This is a genomic window from Actinomadura chibensis NBRC 106107, from assembly GCF_001552135.1.
Classification (GTDB): Bacteria; Actinomycetota; Actinomycetes; order Streptosporangiales; family Streptosporangiaceae; genus Spirillospora; species Spirillospora chibensis.
In genome coordinates this window covers 68816-86182 of sequence record NZ_BCQP01000020.1, presented here as the reverse complement: position 1 = coordinate 86182, position 17367 = coordinate 68816, and the positions used below count along the sequence as shown (strand labels likewise).

14 protein-coding genes and 1 pseudogene are annotated in these 17367 nt (G+C 69.5%); 10 read left to right on the top strand and 5 right to left on the bottom strand.

All coding sequences use genetic code 11. The features are described 5' to 3' along the window. A pseudogene (locus tag ACH01S_RS13435) lies at positions 1–1399 on the bottom strand (hypothetical protein); the annotation flags it as partial. A 381-nt stretch (positions 1400–1780) separates the two neighbouring features. Continuing rightward, positions 1781–2080, bottom strand: coding sequence for a PGPGW domain-containing protein (locus ACH01S_RS13430; protein ID WP_083980647.1), 300 nt, complete (start codon positions 2078–2080; stop codon positions 1781–1783). Between the two features lie 176 nt (positions 2081–2256). Here ACH01S_RS13430 and ACH01S_RS13425 point away from each other — a divergent pair, with 176 nt between their 5' ends. From ACH01S_RS13425 to ACH01S_RS13395, 6 genes are all read left to right on the top strand, one after another. Next, positions 2257–2763: an NUDIX hydrolase gene (locus tag ACH01S_RS13425; RefSeq protein WP_067890226.1), complete on the top strand. Its 507-nt coding sequence runs from the start codon at positions 2257–2259 to the stop codon at positions 2761–2763. A 168-nt stretch (positions 2764–2931) separates the two neighbouring features. Beyond that, complete coding sequence (locus ACH01S_RS13420) at positions 2932–3333, top strand: PPOX class F420-dependent oxidoreductase (RefSeq protein WP_067890224.1); 402 nt, start codon at positions 2932–2934, stop codon at positions 3331–3333. Positions 3334–4423: 1090 nt separating this feature from the next. After that, the gene (locus ACH01S_RS13410; RefSeq protein ID WP_067890218.1) at positions 4424–4915 is read left to right on the top strand and encodes a hypothetical protein; all 492 of its coding nucleotides are present in this window, start codon (positions 4424–4426) and stop codon (positions 4913–4915) included. Positions 4916–5229: 314 nt separating this feature from the next. Then, positions 5230–6258: a hypothetical protein gene (locus ACH01S_RS43470; RefSeq protein ID WP_148344588.1), complete on the top strand. Its 1029-nt coding sequence runs from the start codon at positions 5230–5232 to the stop codon at positions 6256–6258. Continuing rightward, positions 6245–6685, top strand: a complete 441-nt coding sequence (locus tag ACH01S_RS13400; protein WP_148344589.1) for a hypothetical protein — start codon at positions 6245–6247, stop codon at positions 6683–6685. The genes ACH01S_RS43470 and ACH01S_RS13400 overlap by 14 nt, the downstream gene beginning before the upstream one ends. Before the next feature lie 6 nt (positions 6686–6691). Beyond that, on the top strand, positions 6692–7192 hold the full coding sequence (locus ACH01S_RS13395) for a hypothetical protein (RefSeq protein WP_067890210.1): 501 nt from the start codon (positions 6692–6694) through the stop codon (positions 7190–7192). 332 nt (positions 7193–7524) lie between these two features. Here ACH01S_RS13395 and ACH01S_RS43465 read toward each other — a convergent pair whose 3' ends face one another. Continuing rightward, positions 7525–7764, bottom strand: a complete 240-nt coding sequence (locus ACH01S_RS43465; RefSeq protein WP_148344590.1) for a hypothetical protein — start codon at positions 7762–7764, stop codon at positions 7525–7527. 37 nt (positions 7765–7801) lie between these two features. Here ACH01S_RS43465 and ACH01S_RS13390 point away from each other — a divergent pair, with 37 nt between their 5' ends. The 3 genes from ACH01S_RS13390 to ACH01S_RS13380 all read left to right on the top strand — a co-directional run bounded on the left by ACH01S_RS13390 (position 7802) and on the right by ACH01S_RS13380 (position 10972). After that, positions 7802–8248, top strand: coding sequence for a hypothetical protein (locus tag ACH01S_RS13390; protein WP_067890207.1), 447 nt, complete (start codon positions 7802–7804; stop codon positions 8246–8248). After that, positions 8248–8745 (top strand): hypothetical protein, encoded by a 498-nt coding sequence (locus tag ACH01S_RS13385; protein WP_067890205.1) that lies wholly within the window; start codon positions 8248–8250, stop codon positions 8743–8745. The genes ACH01S_RS13390 and ACH01S_RS13385 overlap by 1 nt, the downstream gene beginning before the upstream one ends. A 181-nt stretch (positions 8746–8926) precedes the next feature. Further along, positions 8927–10972, top strand: coding sequence for a UvrD-helicase domain-containing protein (locus ACH01S_RS13380; protein ID WP_246236965.1), 2046 nt, complete (start codon positions 8927–8929; stop codon positions 10970–10972). 16 nt (positions 10973–10988) lie between these two features. Here ACH01S_RS13380 and ACH01S_RS45905 read toward each other — a convergent pair whose 3' ends face one another. Together ACH01S_RS45905 and ACH01S_RS13370 are read right to left on the bottom strand one after the other, a co-directional pair. After that, positions 10989–12491 carry a serine/threonine-protein kinase gene (locus ACH01S_RS45905; protein ID WP_067890200.1) on the bottom strand — a complete coding sequence of 501 codons (1503 nt, stop codon included), beginning with the start codon at positions 12489–12491 and terminating at the stop codon, positions 10989–10991. Positions 12492–12530: 39 nt separating this feature from the next. Then, positions 12531–14468 carry an HsdM family class I SAM-dependent methyltransferase gene (locus ACH01S_RS13370; RefSeq protein WP_067890251.1) on the bottom strand — a complete coding sequence of 646 codons (1938 nt, stop codon included), beginning with the start codon at positions 14466–14468 and terminating at the stop codon, positions 12531–12533. Positions 14469–14782: 314 nt separating this feature from the next. Here ACH01S_RS13370 and ACH01S_RS13365 point away from each other — a divergent pair, with 314 nt between their 5' ends. Continuing rightward, positions 14783–17344: a HelD family protein gene (locus ACH01S_RS13365; RefSeq protein ID WP_067890198.1), complete on the top strand. Its 2562-nt coding sequence runs from the start codon at positions 14783–14785 to the stop codon at positions 17342–17344. Positions 17345–17367: the final 23 nt, after the last annotated feature.

Here is a 17367-nt window from a genome sequence, read left to right as displayed (position 1 = left end):
CGGGCTCTACGGACGCGGGCTCTACGGACGCGGGCTCTACGGACGCGGGCTCTACGGACGCGGGCTCTACGGACGCGGGCTCTACGGACGCGGGATCGATGTCGGCGGGCGGGGGCGCGACCTCGGCGGACGGCGGCACCGCGTCAACGGGCGGGGGCGCGGGCTCGGCGGACGAACGCGCGAAGTCGGCGGACGAGCGGGCGGCGTCGGCGGACGAGCGCGCGGAAGCAGCAGACGAGCGCGCGGAAGCAGCGGGCGGGGGCGCAGGATCAGCAGACGAGCGCGCGGCGTCGGCGAGCGGGGACGCGGGATCGGCGGGTCCGGGCATGGCGGGCGGGGGTGCGGGGTCGGCGGGGACGTTCTCGACCGTGAGCCCGCCCATCAGCGCGACGTCGACGAGGGGGTGCCAGCGGTCGGGCAGTTCGCCGCGCGCCCGTCCGGCCAGGGCGGGGACTGCGGATCGGTCCTCCCCGCCGCCCATCGCCTCGATCAACTCCGCGAGGACGACCAGCCCAGCGCCATCGTCCTCATCGCCTTCGGCGGCCTGGCGGACCTCGTCCAGCAGCCCCGCCACGAACTCCGGGCCCTGGACGCCGCGGAGCGCGCGTAACCGGTCCCTGGCGCGGACGGCGCTCACCGCGTCACGCACGGAGGACGCGAGCGCGGGCAGGTCCGCCGGATGCTCCCCCGGCAGGACGGCCTCGATCCGCGCGCGGACGCCGTCGTAGTCCGCGACCGCGCCCTTGATCAACGTCAGGTCGGCGTCGTCCGGGCGGCGGCCCTCGCGCAGGTGCCCGGCGGCGCGGTCGGCCGCGTCCGCCGCCGTGGCGAACCGGTCGCGCAGGCCGTCCAGCTCGGTGACCAGGTCCTCCGGACGCGGCGACGGCCCCCGCCGGACCGCCTCCCGCAGCTCCGCCAGCCCGGCCGGACGCGCGGGCAGCTCCGGGTGCGCGTCCCGGCAGGCCGTCCACACGTCGCGCATCCCGGGCAGCGCGCGGTCGTCGGGCTCGGCCGCGAGCAGCCCGAGCGCGACCACGGCGAGCGGACGATCCTCCAGCACCGCCCGGACCAGCCCCCAGCGCATGAGCGCCTCGGGCGCCTCGAACTCCACCAGCATCCGGACGCCGGGCGCCCGCGCGAGCACCGCCGCGGCCGTGCCCGCGTCCAGCAGCGCCGCGCAGTCGGCCGCGTCGAGCTCGTCGGAGTTGCGGAGGCCGTGGAGCCAGAGGCCGCCCATCAGGAACCGCAGCGGGGCCCGCCGCTTCGACTCCCCCTGCCGCATCGTGCGCAAGATGAGCTTGTCCGCGCCGGGGGGGAGCCGCTTCGCGTCGCCGAGACGGACGGTCTCCAGCACGGCCCGCAGCATCTCGGGCGGGCTCAGCCGGAGGAATTCCCGCACGTCCGCGGCGGACACCCCCGCCAGCGCCGTCTCCTCCAGCTCCGCCGGATTCGTCAGCTCACCGACCCATTCGCGCAGAGACCCAAAAGGCGCGCGTCCGTCATGGCACCCTTCACACCGAGAACCCTGACCCATCCGTCTTCGACCCCGCCCTCCACGTCCGCCGCCGCGCCGCCCGAGCGCCGTCGCCGGGACGCCCGTGACACGAGCATAACGCAGAGTCATCGTCCGATCCATCAATCGGCAAAGTTGATGTTGATCGAGTTCACAGCGTACGCCGACGGCACGCAGCGTCGGCATGGATCTCGTCGGCGGGCGGGCCGACGCTGACCGGTACGGCGACGCCCCCGTCGGTGGTTCAGCGCACGATGGGCGTGCGGGTCAGGTCGCGCGCCCGCGCCCGAGCCTCGCTCTAACCCCCTGCCAAGCGGACCGGATGTAGCCGTTCACGCGGTGGCTGATACGACGGGCCGTAGGGAATTCGGTGCCGAGGAGTCCGAGACCGGCGAGGATCGCGACGACTCCGGGCCCGGGCAGCACGAGCATCGCGACACCCGCCACGATCAGCGCGGAGCCGGCCACCGCGACGGCGACCTTGCGCAGCAACCGGACGGGCGCCCGGCGCCGCCTTTCCAGCGCCGTCCCGGCGTGCGTCTCGGCGTGCGTCTCGGATCGGTCCATCAAGGTCACGTCGCCTCCCTGTCGGCTCCCCCTTGCAGGTAGGGACGAACCGGAGCGCATGCGAAGATCCCGATCCGCCGCCGATGTGGTCAGTGCCACAACTACGCGACCCGCACGCGAACGCCCACCCCGTGCCACCGACCGCCCATCGCCCCAACGACGACTAGCATTCCAATATGAAGATCCCGTTCGGCGTGCCGCGTCACGCGCGCGGGCGCTACGGATCGCTGGTCGCGCGGATCTGGCGGCGGCTCGGCGGGCGGGCGCAATGGCGCCTCGCCCGGCTCCGGCACCAGACCTTCCTGGTTTACGCGGGCGGAATCGTCCGGGACGAGAAGGGCCGCATTCTGCTGCTCCGGCACCGCATGTGGCCCGCATATCGCGCCTGGGGCCTCCCCGGCGGATACGTGAACGCCGGGGAGCGCCTCGAAGACGGGGTCACGCGTGAAGTGCGGGAGGAGACGTCCCTCGAAGTCTCGGTCACGGGCCCTCCGCTTAGGCTCGACAGCGGTTTCCAGCACCGGATCGAGGCGTATTTCGAGGCCCTGCTGGTGGGCGGACGCCTCGAAATCGACGCGGCGGAGATCCTGGAGGCCCGCTGGTGTGCGCTGGACGCATTGCCGGACGAGATGTCCCCGCGCCTCAGAACCGTTATCCGCGCCCTCGACCTCGCGACGGGCTGAGCCGGTCCGGCGCCGCCGAAGCCCAAGACGCCGCCGACGCGGCCATCCGCCACTTCGCCGAACTAACTAACCGCGCCCAATCCCGTCCGTAAACACTCCTCCCCCGCGACGACCGCAAACGATCAAGGTGCTTGACCTCAAGCCAAGTCGAGGTCTCATGCTGGAACGATGAGCCTCACCGACATCGAACGCGAATACATCGCCACGCAGCGCCTGGGCCGCCTGGCGACGGTCGGCCCCGACGGCGACCCGCAGAACAACCCCGTCGGATTCCGTTACAACGCCGACACCGGGACTTTCGACATCCGCGGCTTCAACCTCCCCCAATCGCGGAAATACCGGAACGTCCAGCGGAACGGCCGGGCCGCGCTCGTCATCGACGACCTCGCCTCGGTGCAGCCCTGGCGCGTGCGCGGCATCGAGGTGCGCGGCCGGGCGGAGACCCTCGTCGAGGACGATCCGGAAGCCTCCCACTTCGGCGCCGACCTCATCCGCATTCACCCGCGCACAATCTTCAGTTGGGGCATCGACCCGGCCGCCGACGGCATGATCAAGCGGACCGTCGCCTAGCCGCGAGACAGATCAGACGGGTGACCCGGACATTCGCGAAGGGCCGTCGAGGCACGGGCATGAGCGCCGCATTGCGGCCGGAGTCGACGCCGCCACGACCAACTCTGGACGGTCGAGACCGTTCCAAGGGAAATGCTCACGCCACCCCAACGCCCGGACGAAGTTTTTCGCGGGATTCACGCACCCGCCTCGCCCCTGGCAGCACCCGTCCAGCCACCTGCCTCACACACCCGCCACTCAATTCACTCGAATAGAGGGACGGCGTATCGATTGATTGCCATCCGGTTCAGCTCGCGATCGTGCCATGCCCTCGCCCACGGCACCCGATATCACGGAACGATCATGAACCGACCACCGATCCGCACGCACGGCGCTCCGGCATTCAGAATCCGAACGTGCGAATCCTTCACTTGCGCGATTACATAGGGCCCGACATGACTCGGTGCCGGTGGCACGGGTCACGTCCGGCGGGTCCGTCCGCGCAGCGCCCTTGGCGGGACGGGTCCGCGTCCCCGGCGAAAGGGCTTGAGCGTGGGCGTGCGGCACACCAGCGGGACGAAAACCGCCCCGAGACGCTCGGCATGCCCGCGCCCCGCGACCGTCGACTCGCGCCGAAGCACGAGAATCGCGCGAGACCGTCCCGGCGCGAATCGGATCGCCACAGGAATCACCGCGCCGACCGCCTACAAGCCCGCGCGTGCCGCCAGGCGCCGCAGCCGCGCATGGCGACATCCCAGCCGACCAAGGCGTGCCGGGGCGCCGAACGCCCAGCGTGCCTCGGAACTGGTTCGGCGGCCGTTCGAACCGCCGAGACGATTCACGGAATGCGAACATGCCACCGACAGAGGAACAGATGGCCGTCCCTCAGAGCCAATGCCCTTCCCCGAGGCCGCCGAAGTCGCCGGCCGGGCGGACGCCTTCGCCACCGTGCACGCGGCGGACCGGAACGATGCCCGAGACACCGTGACATCCAAAGCTGCCGAACGAATCATCCTCCACGCCCTCGGAGAGGGCTCGACCGCGGGGATCGACGACGGTGCCGCCCTCCGCCATCAGATCGTCCAGTCGACGCAGAGGGAACTCTTGACCAATGGACTACTCGGCCGTTGAGATCGGCGCGGAGAACATCTCGGCGCTGCGGTCTTTCCTGCTGGAAGGACCGCCCGCGTGGGAGCCGCTGCGAAGCGAGATGCACTCGGACGAAGTGGCCGCCGGCTACATGTCACTGCTTTACGGCGCGTTCTGCGTCGCGGTCCGCCGGAGGTTCACGCCGTTCTACACCGACGGAGAGATCATCCGTTTCGTGGCCGACCTGCGCATCACGGCCGGACCGGACGCCCGCCTGATCAACACGCTGGCGGCCGAGGACATGATCCGCCGCGTCGTGGGCACGCCGCCGCTCGAAGACTCAGTCCTGGACGATGTGGAAACCGTCCTGTACGCCGAGGTCTTCATCCTGCTCTACCTGGTGGGGGAAGCGAACTTCGACGACGCGGACCTGGACGACTTCATCCAGGACGCCACCGTCTGCGCGAAGGAATGGCTGGCCGCCCGCCACGCCGAGTCCTCCACCTGGGCCTGACCGAACACCACCGCCCGATGCGTCGGCAATGCAGACAAATGACACATCGCCGCATCACTTGAATAGCGCCTGCCCACGCTCACGTTCGTCAGGGGAGGCCGCCTCTCCAACCGAAGTCATCGCGCCCGCCCGTCCTCACGAACAAGCCGGACTAACGGCTCCCGACGCAACCGAATCCGCACGTGCATAGTTCGGTGCCGCGCGATTTCATAGGGGCCGGTGTGCTCGCCGACGTCGGCCCCGCGCGTTGGGAGCGCACCCGGCGAGCAGTCCGCCGGACGGGTTCGCGTCCCCGACAGGAAAGGGCTTCGAGCGTGGGCATGGAACGCACCGGCGAGACCGACACCCGCACCGAAACCACCGACAAGCCCACCTCGCCCGAGCGTCCGTATACGCCTCCGCCCGACAATCCCGGTTCGCCCGGCCAGCCGTCCCGCCTGGAGAGCCGCGCCCGCGCCCGCGAACAGCCCGCGGCGCAAGACGTCGACCGTGACGACGAATTCTCTCCCTCGCAGCCCGAGGCCAGCGCCGACAGTTCCGGCGCGCCCGAAACCTCCGACCAGGAGAAGGACGCCCCGCAAAAGAACGACGACCCCACCGGCGAATTACCAGAAGAGGGCACGCGCGACCCGGAAGAGCTCGCCCCCGATGAAGCCGAACCAGGCGACCGACGCCCCGGAACGGAAGAAGCGCGCGCCGACAACAACGCCCCGGACGACGACCGTGGTAAGAAAGCCGAAGACGACGACGCCGAGCAGATTCCGAACGAGGCCAGTGAGACGGACCCGGAGGCTCCCGCCAATCCCGTACTCACCAACGTGTACACCGACAGCCGCGGCAATGTGCGCATCGAACCCCGCTATGGACGAGAACAACCCGCCGAGCCCACACCCCGCGAATCGCAGAACGCGGACCGCCCGGGCCTCCCAACCCGCGAAGACCTCGACCCGGCCGGAGCAAACCCCGAACCCGGCCACGCCGACCTCCGCAACCCCGAAGACGACCCCGAGAACCAAGACCTGCTCGACAGGGACGCAGAGGGGCTTGCCCGCTGGAAGAAGACGGGACGGGAATTCGTTCGCCGACCCGATGATGTCGCCAAGACCACCGAAGCTCTCGCCAAGGACATCGACAAGCTCGTCAAGTGGGACCGGCCGACGGGCGTCGCGGAGAGCAAACCCGCCATCGAGGTAAAGCCTCATCACGACAGCATCCAAGGCGCGAATGCCGCTATCGGAGTCCTCGGAACAGGCATCATCCTCTACGAGATCGCACGCCGCGCCCGCGTCGGCTTACGCAATATACGAGAAAAGATGACAGGAGCAGGAAGTGCCCATAACTGACGCCCTGGTGGCCACCTTGCAGGCACAACTCGCGGGTCGGCCCGAGGAGCACGTGCGGCTGCTAAGGGAACTCGGCGAGGAGGAGGTGCGGTCGAACTATCCGGTCCTGGTCGCGGCGGCGTTCTTCCTCGCCTCGAACCGTAGGTTCTTCAAGAGCGGAACGCCTGCCGACCGGGCCGAGGTCATCGAGTTCGTCGCCTCCCTGCGCGAGCGAACGACGGAAGCCTCCGAAAAGGTCGACCCGGACATCGCCGAGCGGCTGCTGCTGGCCGTGCTCGGCGAAGGATCGATCAGCGACATCGACGACAACACCGTTTACAGGACCGAGTTGTTCCTGCTGGCCGGGTTGACCGCTGACGCGAACATGGACGACGCGGAGCTGGACGCGTTCATGGCCAAAGCGCGGGCGATGGCCGACGAGGAATAAAGCCGGGTGGCGAACTTCACGAATGTGAGGATCGGGGAGCAGCACATCTGGGCGTTGCGGTCCTTTCTCCTGGAGGGACCGGAGGCGTGGGTGCGCCTGCGAAACGAAATCCAGGCGGACGACGAAACGGCCGCCGGTTATATGTCGCTGCTCTACGGGGCGTTCTGTGTAGCGCTGCACCGAAGGTTCTCCCCTGCGTGCACGGAAGGTGAGATCGTCCGTCTGGTGGCCGACGTACGGATCACGGCGGGAGAGGACGCTGATCTGATCAACGCCGCGTTGACCGAGGATCTGATCCGCCGCGTCATCGGCGCGCCGCCGCTCAAGAAGGACGGGGTGGGGGATGTGCAGGCCGTGCTTTATGCCGAGGTGTTCGTCCTCATGTATCTCGTCGGGGAAGCCGGGTTCGATCGGGCGGGGCTGGAGCAGTTCATCGAAGAGGCCACCGCCTACACCGAGAAGTGGCTCGCCGCGCGGCGGGACGAGGCAGCCGCCGCGAAGAGCTGAGGCGCCCGACGGCGGCCTGGGGACGGTGCCGCGATCTGGAGCAGGACGGTGTCCGGAGGTGGCCGGGGTCGTCGGGCGGAGTTCCAGCGTCGCCGCAAACGACACATCGCCGCGTCACTTGAATAGCGCCCGCCCACGCTCACGTTCGTCAACGAGAACAACCCTTCCATCCCACACCCCGCGAATCGCAGAACACGGACCGCCCGGGCCTCCCAACCCGCGAAGACCTCGCCCCGGCCGGAGCAAACCCCGAACCCGGCCACGCCGACCTCCGCAACCCCGAAGACGACCCCGCGGGCCGCGACCCACGAGAGCGCGACCCCGAGAAACCATCACGTGGCCGGGAGGGTCTTCGCAGATTTCTGAACACGGCGGAAGACGCGAAAGAAGCAGCGAACAAGTTCTCGGAACCGGCCGAGAAGAACCTCGAGCGCGTCCAGCCGACGGGTCAACTGTGCGGCGTCCGCACCAATGACGACCACATAGCGTCGCCCGATCAGGCCGCCAAGTTGGGTGACACCACACTTGGGGCGGTCGGTACCGCAATAGTCTTGACCGAAGTCGTGCGCCATAGCATGAGTTTTGCCCGCGGATATTTGAGGAACAGACATGAAGATAACCGATGAGCAGGTGGCGACACTGCGCGCTCAACTGGCGGGCGATCGCGAGGAACACCTCAGGCTGATGGATCGACTCGATCCAGACGAAGCCAACGTGTGCTACACGGCGTTGGTCGCCGCCGGCTTCATCGAGGCGGCCGAGCAGCGCTTCATCAAGGACGGTGAAGTCGCGACCGATTCAGAGGTCATCGACTTCGTCGCCCGGATACGGGAAAGGGGCGACGAGACGCCCGGGATCATTGACCCGCAGGTCGCCGAAAGCATGATATTCGACCTGCTCGGCAAGGGATCCATGGTCGACGCCGACCCGGACACGAAGTTCGGCCACCAGATCGTGCTGTTGGCAGCGCTGATCGGCGAGCGGCAGTTCACCGACGCCGAACTCGACGACTTCCTGCTCGGCGCCCGTGCCCTCGCCGACGAACTCCTCGAGTAATGGATTACTCGGCCGTCGAAATTCGTGAGGAGAACATCCTCGCCTTGCGGTCCTTCTTGCTGGAAGGTCCACAGGCGTGGGTGCCTCTGCAAGATGACATCCAGGTAGACGACGAGACCGCAGCCGGCTACATGTCGTTGCTCTACGGCGCCTTCTCAGTCGCGGTGCGCCGAAGATTCTCCCCGACCTACACCATTGGCCAGGTCGTCCGGTTCGTCGCCGATCTGCGGATCGAGGCCGCGGAGGCCGCAAACCTGATCGACACGATCGTCGCCGAAGACCTGATCCGCCGCGTCATCGGCGCGCCGCCGCTCAAGAAGGACGGGGTGGGGGATGTGCAGGCCGTGCTTTATGCCGAGGTGTTCGTCCTCATGTATCTCGTCGGGGAAGCCGGGTTCGATCGGGCGGGGCTGGAGCAGTTCATCGAAGAGGTCACCGCCTACACCGAGAAGTGGCTCGCCGCGCGGCAGGACGAGGCGTCCGCCGCGAAGAGCTGAGGCGCCGGACGGCGGCCTGGGGGCGGTGCAGCGTTCTGGAGCAGGGCGGTGTCCGGAGGTGGCCGGGCTCGTCGGGCGGGGTTCCAGCGCCGCCGGGACGAAGCGCTCCTAGGATGTTCGGGCCTGACAGCGGCGTAAGGGGTGGTGTGGGGTGGCTCAGCTTGCTATTGCGGATTCGTTCATGCCGCAGTACGCGAAGTTGGAGCCGAAGGTGCGGAAAGGCGTGGACGCGGCGATCGCCAAGTTCGCCGAGCACACGCACGCCGGGTTGCACCTGGAGAAACTCAACAATGCCAAGGACCCGCGGATCCGGACGATAAGGATCGACCAGTTCTGGCGCGGTGTGGTGCTGGCGCCGGATAAGGGAGACGTTTACTGCCTGCTCGCGGTGATGCCCCATGACGACGCGATCGCGTGGGCCAGAAGCCGGAAGTTCTCGGTGAACCAGGCGATCGGCGTGCTGGAGGTTCGCGACCAGCAGGCCCTTGAGGAGATGTCACCGGCGTTGGCGAAGGCCGCGGAGGGGACGGTCTTCCGGCTGCTCGGGCACGTCTTCGAAAAGGATCTGCTGCGGCTCGGAATCGACCGGGAACTGATTCCGATCGTCCGGCTGCTGACCGAGGATTCGCATCTGCTGGCCCTGGAGAAGTTCCTGCCGGAGCCGCAGTACATGGCGCTGCTGGCGCTGGCGCAGGGAATGAACGTCCAGCAGGCGTGGGAAGAGGTCGCGAAATACCTGACGGTCGAGGAGAAGCCCGCCGCGGTCGATCCCGACGACCTCGTGACGGCGATGCGGCGGACTCCGGGAAAGGTCGTCTTCGTCAACGGGCCGGAGGAACTGCGGGACATCCTCGCCCATCCGTTCGACATGTGGCGGGTGTTCCTGCACCCGGTGCAGCGGCGGGTCGCGCTCCGGCCGTCCTATTCGGGGCCCGCGCAAGTGACGGGCGGCGCGGGAACGGGGAAGACGGTCACCGCGCTGCATCGGGCGAAATACCTCGCGTCGAAGGGCGGGCGCGTCCTGCTGACGACGTTCACACGGAACCTGGCGGAGGCGCTGGAGAGGCAGCTCGCCCTGCTCGTGGAGAATCCCGAGATCCGGTCGCGTATTCAGGTGAAGAACGTCGACGCCGTGTCGTACGGAATCGTCGGGCGGCATCACAAGCCTGGCATCGCCGGGTCGGACATTCTCGATCCGCTCTGGGACGAGGCGGCGGAGGGCACGCCGTTCTCCCGGACGTTCCTGGAACGGGAATGGGAGCAGATCATCCTCGCGCAGGGCCTGGAGACCGAGGACGATTACCTGGCGTGCACCCGTGCGGGACGCGGTGTCCCGCTCGGAAAGGCGCAGCGGGCGGTGGTGTGGCGGGCCGTCAAGCAGGTGGTGGACGGGCTGGCGGCCGAAGGCAGGTCGACGTTCCACCAGCTCGCCAACGAGGCCGCCGACCTGGTGTCGGCCCCCGAATACGACCACGTGATCATCGACGAGGCGCAGGACATCCACACGACGCAATGGCGGCTGCTGAGGCGCCTCGTCCCGGAAAGGCCCGATGATCTGTTCATCGTCGGGGACCCGCATCAGCGCATCTACGACAGCCACGTGTCGTTGACCAGCCTCGGGATCAATGTGCGCGGACGCAGCACGAAACTGAGGCTCAACTACCGGACCACGCAGGAGATCCTGGCCTGGTCGGTGCCTTTGCTCGGGCACTCTCCCGCGCAGGGCCTCGACGATTCCGCGGACACGCTGGACGGTTATCGGTCGCCGATGCACGGCCGGCGGCCCGTGGTGAAGGCGTATCCAGATCTGGACGCCGAATTGGACGGTCTCGTCGAGCAGGTGCGCGCCTGGGTCGATGACGGCGTGGAGGCCGGTTCGATCGGCGTCGCCACCCGGTACATGTGGATGGTGCGGAAAGCCGTCAAACGGTTGAAGGAAGACGGCATCACCGCCTACCAGGTGCCCAGTAAATCACCGGGTGTCCAGGTCGGAACGATGCACAAGATGAAAGGTCTGGAGTTCCGGTGCATCGCGGTGATCGGGGCGGACGAGAACGCGATGCCGTCGTCCCATGCGATCACGCCGGAGGACGAGGACGCCAAAGCGCACGCGCAGGACGTCCAGAAGGAGCGTTGCCTGCTTTTCGTGGCCTCGACGCGGGCGCGCGACAATTTGTACGTGTCGTTCGCGGGTTCGCCGAGCCCGTTCCTGCCCGGGGCCGCCTAACCCTGGGCCAGGCCGCCTAATCCTGGGCCAGGTCGTCGAGCAGGGCGCGGAGGCCGGGGATCTGCGCGTGGCCGTCACCGAAGCGGGCGGTCAGGTCGGCCAGGAGTTCGGTGAGTTCCTTGCGCGCCTCGCCGGTCCGGCCCGCGGCGAGTTTGAGGCGTCCCACCCGTTCGCGGACGCGGAGGGTCAGCGCATCATGGGGCCTGCCGCCTGAAAGGCCGTCCAGGAGTTCCTGCAGATGGGCGAGGGCGGCGGCCGTCGCTCCCAGGTGGGCTTGGCAGACGGCTTCTTGCTCGCGGCAGATCAGGACGTGCGGATCGTCGGGGCCGTACCACTCGGCCAGCGTCACGGCGGCGGCGCGGTACGCGTGGACGGCCCGGCGGTAGTCGCCGCCCTTGAACAGGACGTCGGCGAGGTCCAGGCGCATCCCCATGTATTCGGGGTCGTCGTCGCCCAAGGCCAGGCCCGCCGGTCCGGTCAGGTCGGAGAGGAGTTCCGCGGCCTGCGTGTAGCGGCCTTCATCGGCGAGGTGGGCCGCCTCCGCGCGCGCTTGGACGACCTCGTCAATGGTGGGCAGTCCGGCGGGTTCTTTGGGTCGAGCCAATGGGGCCGCGCCGGTCACCCTGATCCGGCTGATCGCATGGGCGTAGAGGTGTTGCGGGGCGATCGTGTCGATGATTCCGGGCAAGGGTTCCAGTGACGAGACGAATTCCAAGAGCCGGGTGTACACCTCGTCGGCGTCCCCCGGCCGGTCGCCGGGTTGCTTGGCCAGGAGGTGCAGGACGAGTGCGTCCAACCCACCCGGGACGTCGGGACGCAGATCGCGCACTGGGATCGGGTCCTCGTCCTCATGGCGGCGCATCACCTCGTAGGGGGTAGTCCCCAGGAAGACCTTGCGGCCGGTGAGCATCTCGTACAAGACGCAGCCGAGGGAGTACAGGTCGCTCTGCGGTCCTGGGCTTCCGTACACCTGCTCTATCGCCGTGTAGCCGGGTGTGTAGGGCGCGCCCAATCCGGTGGTCGTTCGCCGCACGTCGCCTGGCCCGAGCCCCACGGCGGCACCGAAATCGAGCACTTTCACCGAGCCGTCAGGGCAGAGCATCAGATTGCTCGGTTTGAGGTCGCGGTGCACGAGCGGACGGCGATGCGCCACGTTCAGCACCGCGCACACCTGGGCGGCTATGAGCGCGGCCCACGAAACGGAGAGCCGTTCCTGCGCGTCCAGGACATGGTCGACCGTCATGCCCTCGACGTACTGCATCACAAGGTAGAAGCAGCCGTCGTGGCTTCCGAAGTCGTACACGGTCGGGACGCCGGGATGCTCGAACCAGGCCGTGCTGCGTGCCTCCTGCTCGAAGCGCCCGACGAGGGCGTCGTCCATGACACGGGTGAACTTGATCGCGAGGCGCCGGTCGAGGAACCGGTCGTAGGCGCGCCACACCTCGCCCATGCCGCCGCGTCCGATCGCCTGGTCGAGCTCGTACCGCTCGCGCTCCCCGAGGAGATCGCCCCGACGCAACTCCCACCTCCTCCGGCCCGTGGTCGCAGCGTACCCGCGTCAGCCGGGCGGGCGGAGGGCTCCGGCGCCGAGCCCTTCGAGACCGAGGCGCAGCACGTCCGCACCCAGTTCGTGGGTCTCGCGGAGGGCGGCCTCCAGTTCGGTGAGCGCGCGGAACGCCGACCCCAGCATCGTCTGCTCGACGAAGGTGAGGCGGGGCAGGCGGGCGCGGCGGAGGTCGAAGCGGGCGGACGAGGTGGAGCTGCGGAGCCGCGCGCCCTCCGCGCCGAGGAGGAGCCACCCCGCGACGAAGTCGGGATCCGTCCGGGAGGGGTCGACCCGGACGAGCGCGAGGCCGGGGCCGAGGATCGGCCCGTCCGCGGCCATGACGCGTGCGGCCGGGCGGCGGGCGGCCAGCGAGACGACGATGTCCCCCGCGGCGATCCAGACGTGGCCGTCGTCGGGCGCGGCCCTTCCTGTGGCGTCTCTGCGCTGGGCGAGGTCCTCGATGGTCAGCATGGGCACCGTGCCCGAGCCGCCCATCCGTATCCGGGGAGGGGGGCGCAGTATTTGGAGCACACCGGCTTTGGCGAGCTCACCGAAAGTCGTCATGGCGATGTCATCGCGCATGGGGACGCGCTTGAGCGAGGACAGTTCGGCGATCGTCCGCGGCAGTTCCGTCGCCTTCTTCTGCAGGAGTTCGCGGGCGGCGTCGAACGAGCCTTCCGTCCCGGGCATCGTCCGCTGGGGAAGGTAGCGGGCGGGTGTGAGGTCGACCTCGTCGTCCAGTAGGTCGATGATGCGGACGACGACGCTGGAGTCCGTCCGGTCGTCCTTGCCCTTGAGGTAGCGGCGGTAGGCGTTGAGCGCGATTTTCCCGAAGTTCTCCGGGTCGGATGAGGTGTCGACCATCAGGACGTCGTCCGCGGGCTGGTCCCCAGGGGATGGACGGCGAAGAACCCACACGGTCAGCGCGACGGCCATGTTCGGCACCGCACCGGGCGGCAGCCCTATGACGGCGCGCAGCGCGCCCCGGCGAAGCAGTTCCGCGCGGACGCGGCGTCCGGAACGGCGGTTCGCGACGGCCGGGGGCATGAGGATGACGACCGTCCCGCCAGGACGCGTGTGGGCGAGCCCGTGTTGAAGCCACGCCAGCTCCGATTCCATGCGCGGAGGCAGCCCGTACTCCCAGCGCGGGTCACCGGTCAGCCGCTCGTAGCCCCAGCCACGGTCGTTGAAGGGCGGGTTGGTCGCGACCAGATCGACCGTCCGCCCAGAAAACGCGTCGTCCAGAAGCGAGTCGCCTGGGCGGACCTCGGCCGAGGCACCGCGCAACTCCAACTGGATCGCGGACATGCGCGCGGTCGTCTCGTCGAGCTCCTGACCTAGGAGCAGCTCCACGTCCTTGAACAGATCGTTCGCCATGTTGAGGTACGCACCGGTGCCGCACGCCGGGTCCAGGACCGTCCGGGCGGGCCCCCCGAGTTCGAGCATCAGCCGTACGACCGGCTCAGGGGTGATGTAGACGCGGCGGCTGTGGTGCTCCAGATAACGGGTGCGGAGAAAGTCGAAGGTGTCGGCGACACCCAGTTCGTCCACGAGTTGCGAGAGAGCGCGCGCGATGGGGGCCGCGGACGGGGGCGCCTCATCAAAGTGTTCGCGTAGCGAGCGCTCCAGTTCGTCGTCCGGGACGTTCGCCACCTCGTACCCGGGGTGCTCGCGGAGATGGAGCAGGAAGGCGCCGGCGAAGGTGAGCACGTCGGCGAGCTCGACGTCCCCGGCCGCCGCCTGCCGCAGCGTCTGCCAGACGCGCTCGCGGATGGGCGAGTCGGCCAGCTTGCCCTGACCGCGGAGCCAGTCCTCGACCTCGGCGAGCGAGAACGTCGGGCTGGCCGCCGTCCCGCCGACGGGCTGGGGAAAGTCGTCATGGCGGCGGCGCCAGTTGCTCACCGCCGCCCGCCCCACCGCGGCCAGCCGGGCGATATCGGCCGCGGTCACCGTCGCATCGCTCGACACAGCGCTCCCTCCACCGACGCGAACGATCTCACCCTAGCGCCCACCGGACCCGATCTCCCGGTTGACCCAGTTCACGCCATTCATACCGGCGAGTATATGATCACAATGTCCGTACGCAAAATCTCGGGTTGATTGAGTTCACAGAAGCGTGTATGGTTGGTTGCGCTTGACAGTCCGCCCCTCGTTCGGATGAGGCCCACCTCGGCCAGGGGGCGGGTGATCGATCCGGTCAACCGGCTGACCGGCTTGAACGTCCCCCAGACACACAGGACTCGTTCCGGCACCGAGGAGCAGAGTTGACCGACCGCAAGGCCGTGCTCGCGGAGGAGCAGCGCGCAGTCGACTACGCCTACGCCTGCTACGAGCGCAGGCTCCAGACCAACCGCGAGAAGCTCCGGCCCTCGGATGTGACCGACTCCCACGCCGGGACCGCGTTCATCCCGGACGTGGCGCCGGAGGTGCGGCTTGAGGGCGACCTCGACGGCGAGGCGCTCGTCTTCGCGCGCGTCGACGCCGACGAGGACGGGGAGGCCGGGACCTGGTACATCGGGCGTCGCAACGTCCGGAACGAGTCCAACGACACCTTCGTCGTGAGCTGGCAGGCGCCGCGGGCGATCGAATGGATGGGGCGGCGCCCGGACGCCCCGGGCGGGATCTCGCTGCGGCGGAGGCTCCGGTGCGTCCGCGACCGGGTCACCGACTTCCGGGACGAGATCAGGGTCGCCCCGCCGCGCGTCGCGGAACCGCCCGCCGAACCGGCCGGGGAGGACGCGGCGGAGGCCGCCGACGCCGAGTCCCCCGTCGAGGGGCTGAAGGACTTCCTGCTCGAAGACCTGAACCGCGCCCCCGACGGGCACATGCGCGACATCGTCGAGACGATCGAGCGCGAGCAGCTCCTGCTGGTGTCGGACGACCGCCGGGGCGTGCTCGTGGTGCAGGGCGGGCCGGGGACCGGCAAGACCGCCGTCGGGCTGCACCGCGTGTCCTGGCTGCTCTACAACAAGCGCTTCAAGTCGGGCGAGGTCCTCGTCGTCGGACCGCATCCCGGGTTCCTCCGCTACGTGCGCGGCGTCCTCCCCCGGCTCGGCAGGCACGACGTGACGGCGATCGAGCTGGGCAAGCTGTGGGCGGCGCCGCGCGGCGCCGACCCGGCGCCCGCGCGGATCGTGAAGTCCGGCGCCCGCATGGCCGAGGTGCTGCGGCGGGCCGTCCGGGGCATCCCGCACCACCGGGTCCTCGGCCAGCTCCGCAACGACGCGTTCACCGTCACGTTCGAGGGCGTCCTGCTGTCCGTCCCCGGGGACGACCTGCGGGCCTTCGCGGAGGGCGACGACTCCGCGCCGTTCGCCGCCCGCAAGCGCGCGTTCGCGAACCGGCTCGTCGACCACCTGATGCGCCTGCACGCCGAGAAGCTGCCGCGCCGGACCGACGAGGACGTGCGCCGCAGGATCGCCCGCGATCCGCGCGTCCTCGGGCTGGTCAACACGATGTGGCCGAACGTGTCAGCCGAGGGCGTCCTGCGCGGCCTGCTGGGCGACCCCGCCGTGCTGCGGGCGGCCGCCGACGGCGTCCTCACCGCGGACGAGCAGGCGGAGATCGTCCGGCCGCCCGCCGCCCGCGCGGGCGACGAGCCGTGGTCGCCCGAGGACCAGGTCTGCCTGGAGGAGCTGCGCGTCCTGCTGACCGGCGAGGGGCCGCCGCGGTACCGGCACATCATGGTGGACGAGGCGCAGGACCTGACCCCCATGCAGGCCAGGTCGCTGGCGCGGCGCTGCCCGAGCGGGTCGATGACCGTCCTCGGCGACCTCGCGCAGGCGACCGGCGACCACGCCCACGACGACTGGTCCGCGCTCGGCGAGATCCTCGCGGGCCGCGACGGCTGGCACCTGGAGGAGCTGACGGTCGGCTACCGCGTGCCGCGCGAGGTCATGGACTTCGCCGAGGTGCTCGGCCGTTCCATCGCGCCCCGCACGCCGTTCCCGCGGTCGATCCGCCCGGTCGGGCCGGACGCGATCGCCATCGTCCAGGCGGACCCGCCCGCGCTGGTGGACGAGGCGGCGGCGCGGGCGCGGGCCCTGCTCTCCCCCGGCGACGACCGCTCCGTCGCCGTGATCGTCCCGGACGCGTCGCGCGGGCAGGCGGAGGCGATCCGCGCGGCGCTCCCGCCCGGCGGCCGCGCCACCGTGATCACCGCGGCGGAGGCCAAGGGCCTGGAATTCGACCACGTCGTCCTGGTCGAGCCCGCCGCGATCGCGTCCCGGACGCCCGGCGGGCACGGCCTGCTCTACGTGGCCATCACCCGGTGCACCCGGTCGCTGACCATCGTGCACTCCGCCCCCGTCCCCCGGGCGCTGCTCCCGGCGGACGGCGACCCAGAGGAAGGCGACCCCTTGATCGACGCGCCCGCGGCCGAGACCGGCGACACGGAGGCGGAGGCCGGTTTCGCGGGGTTCATCGCGGAACTGGAGGCGACGGTGCGCGAGGAGCGGCGGAGCACCGTGCACGAACGCGTCCGGCACGCGCTGATCTCCGAGCTGTACGGGGCCGGGCTCGTCCCCACGGTGGACTCCCCCACCGCGGACGTCATCTGCGACGCGCCGGACGGAAGGATCCTGTACGAGGTGCTCGGCGAGGACGGCCACACGTACCGGCGGATGCGGGACGCCGTCCTGCGGATCCTGGAGGTCCAGCACGCGGAAGGCGAACCGGCGAAGCACCGTTTCCTCGTCCTTCCCGAGGCGCCGTCCGAGCCATGGGCGCCCGACGTCCTCGCGGAGGCGTTCGGCATGTCGGTGATCTGGCGTACCGGCAACACCTGGTCAGGCAACAACATCGACCTCGCCCTGGGCAGAACATGAGCGGCCGACGGCGGGGGGCGCGT

Coding starts and splice junctions, on each gene's coding strand:
- ACH01S_RS13390 (WP_067890207.1), top strand. CDS start 7,802: ATGAAGATAACCGATGAGCAGGTGGCGACACTGCGCGCTCAACTGGCG.
- ACH01S_RS13420 (WP_067890224.1), top strand. CDS start 2,932: ATGAGCCTCACCGACATCGAACGCGAATACATCGCCACGCAGCGCCTG.
- ACH01S_RS13430 (WP_083980647.1), bottom strand. CDS start 2,080: ATGGACCGATCCGAGACGCACGCCGAGACGCACGCCGGGACGGCGCTG.
- ACH01S_RS13385 (WP_067890205.1), top strand. CDS start 8,248: ATGGATTACTCGGCCGTCGAAATTCGTGAGGAGAACATCCTCGCCTTG.
- ACH01S_RS43465 (WP_148344590.1), bottom strand. CDS start 7,764: ATGGCGCACGACTTCGGTCAAGACTATTGCGGTACCGACCGCCCCAAG.
- ACH01S_RS13410 (WP_067890218.1), top strand. CDS start 4,424: ATGGACTACTCGGCCGTTGAGATCGGCGCGGAGAACATCTCGGCGCTG.
- ACH01S_RS13425 (WP_067890226.1), top strand. CDS start 2,257: ATGAAGATCCCGTTCGGCGTGCCGCGTCACGCGCGCGGGCGCTACGGA.
- ACH01S_RS13380 (WP_246236965.1), top strand. CDS start 8,927: ATGCCGCAGTACGCGAAGTTGGAGCCGAAGGTGCGGAAAGGCGTGGAC.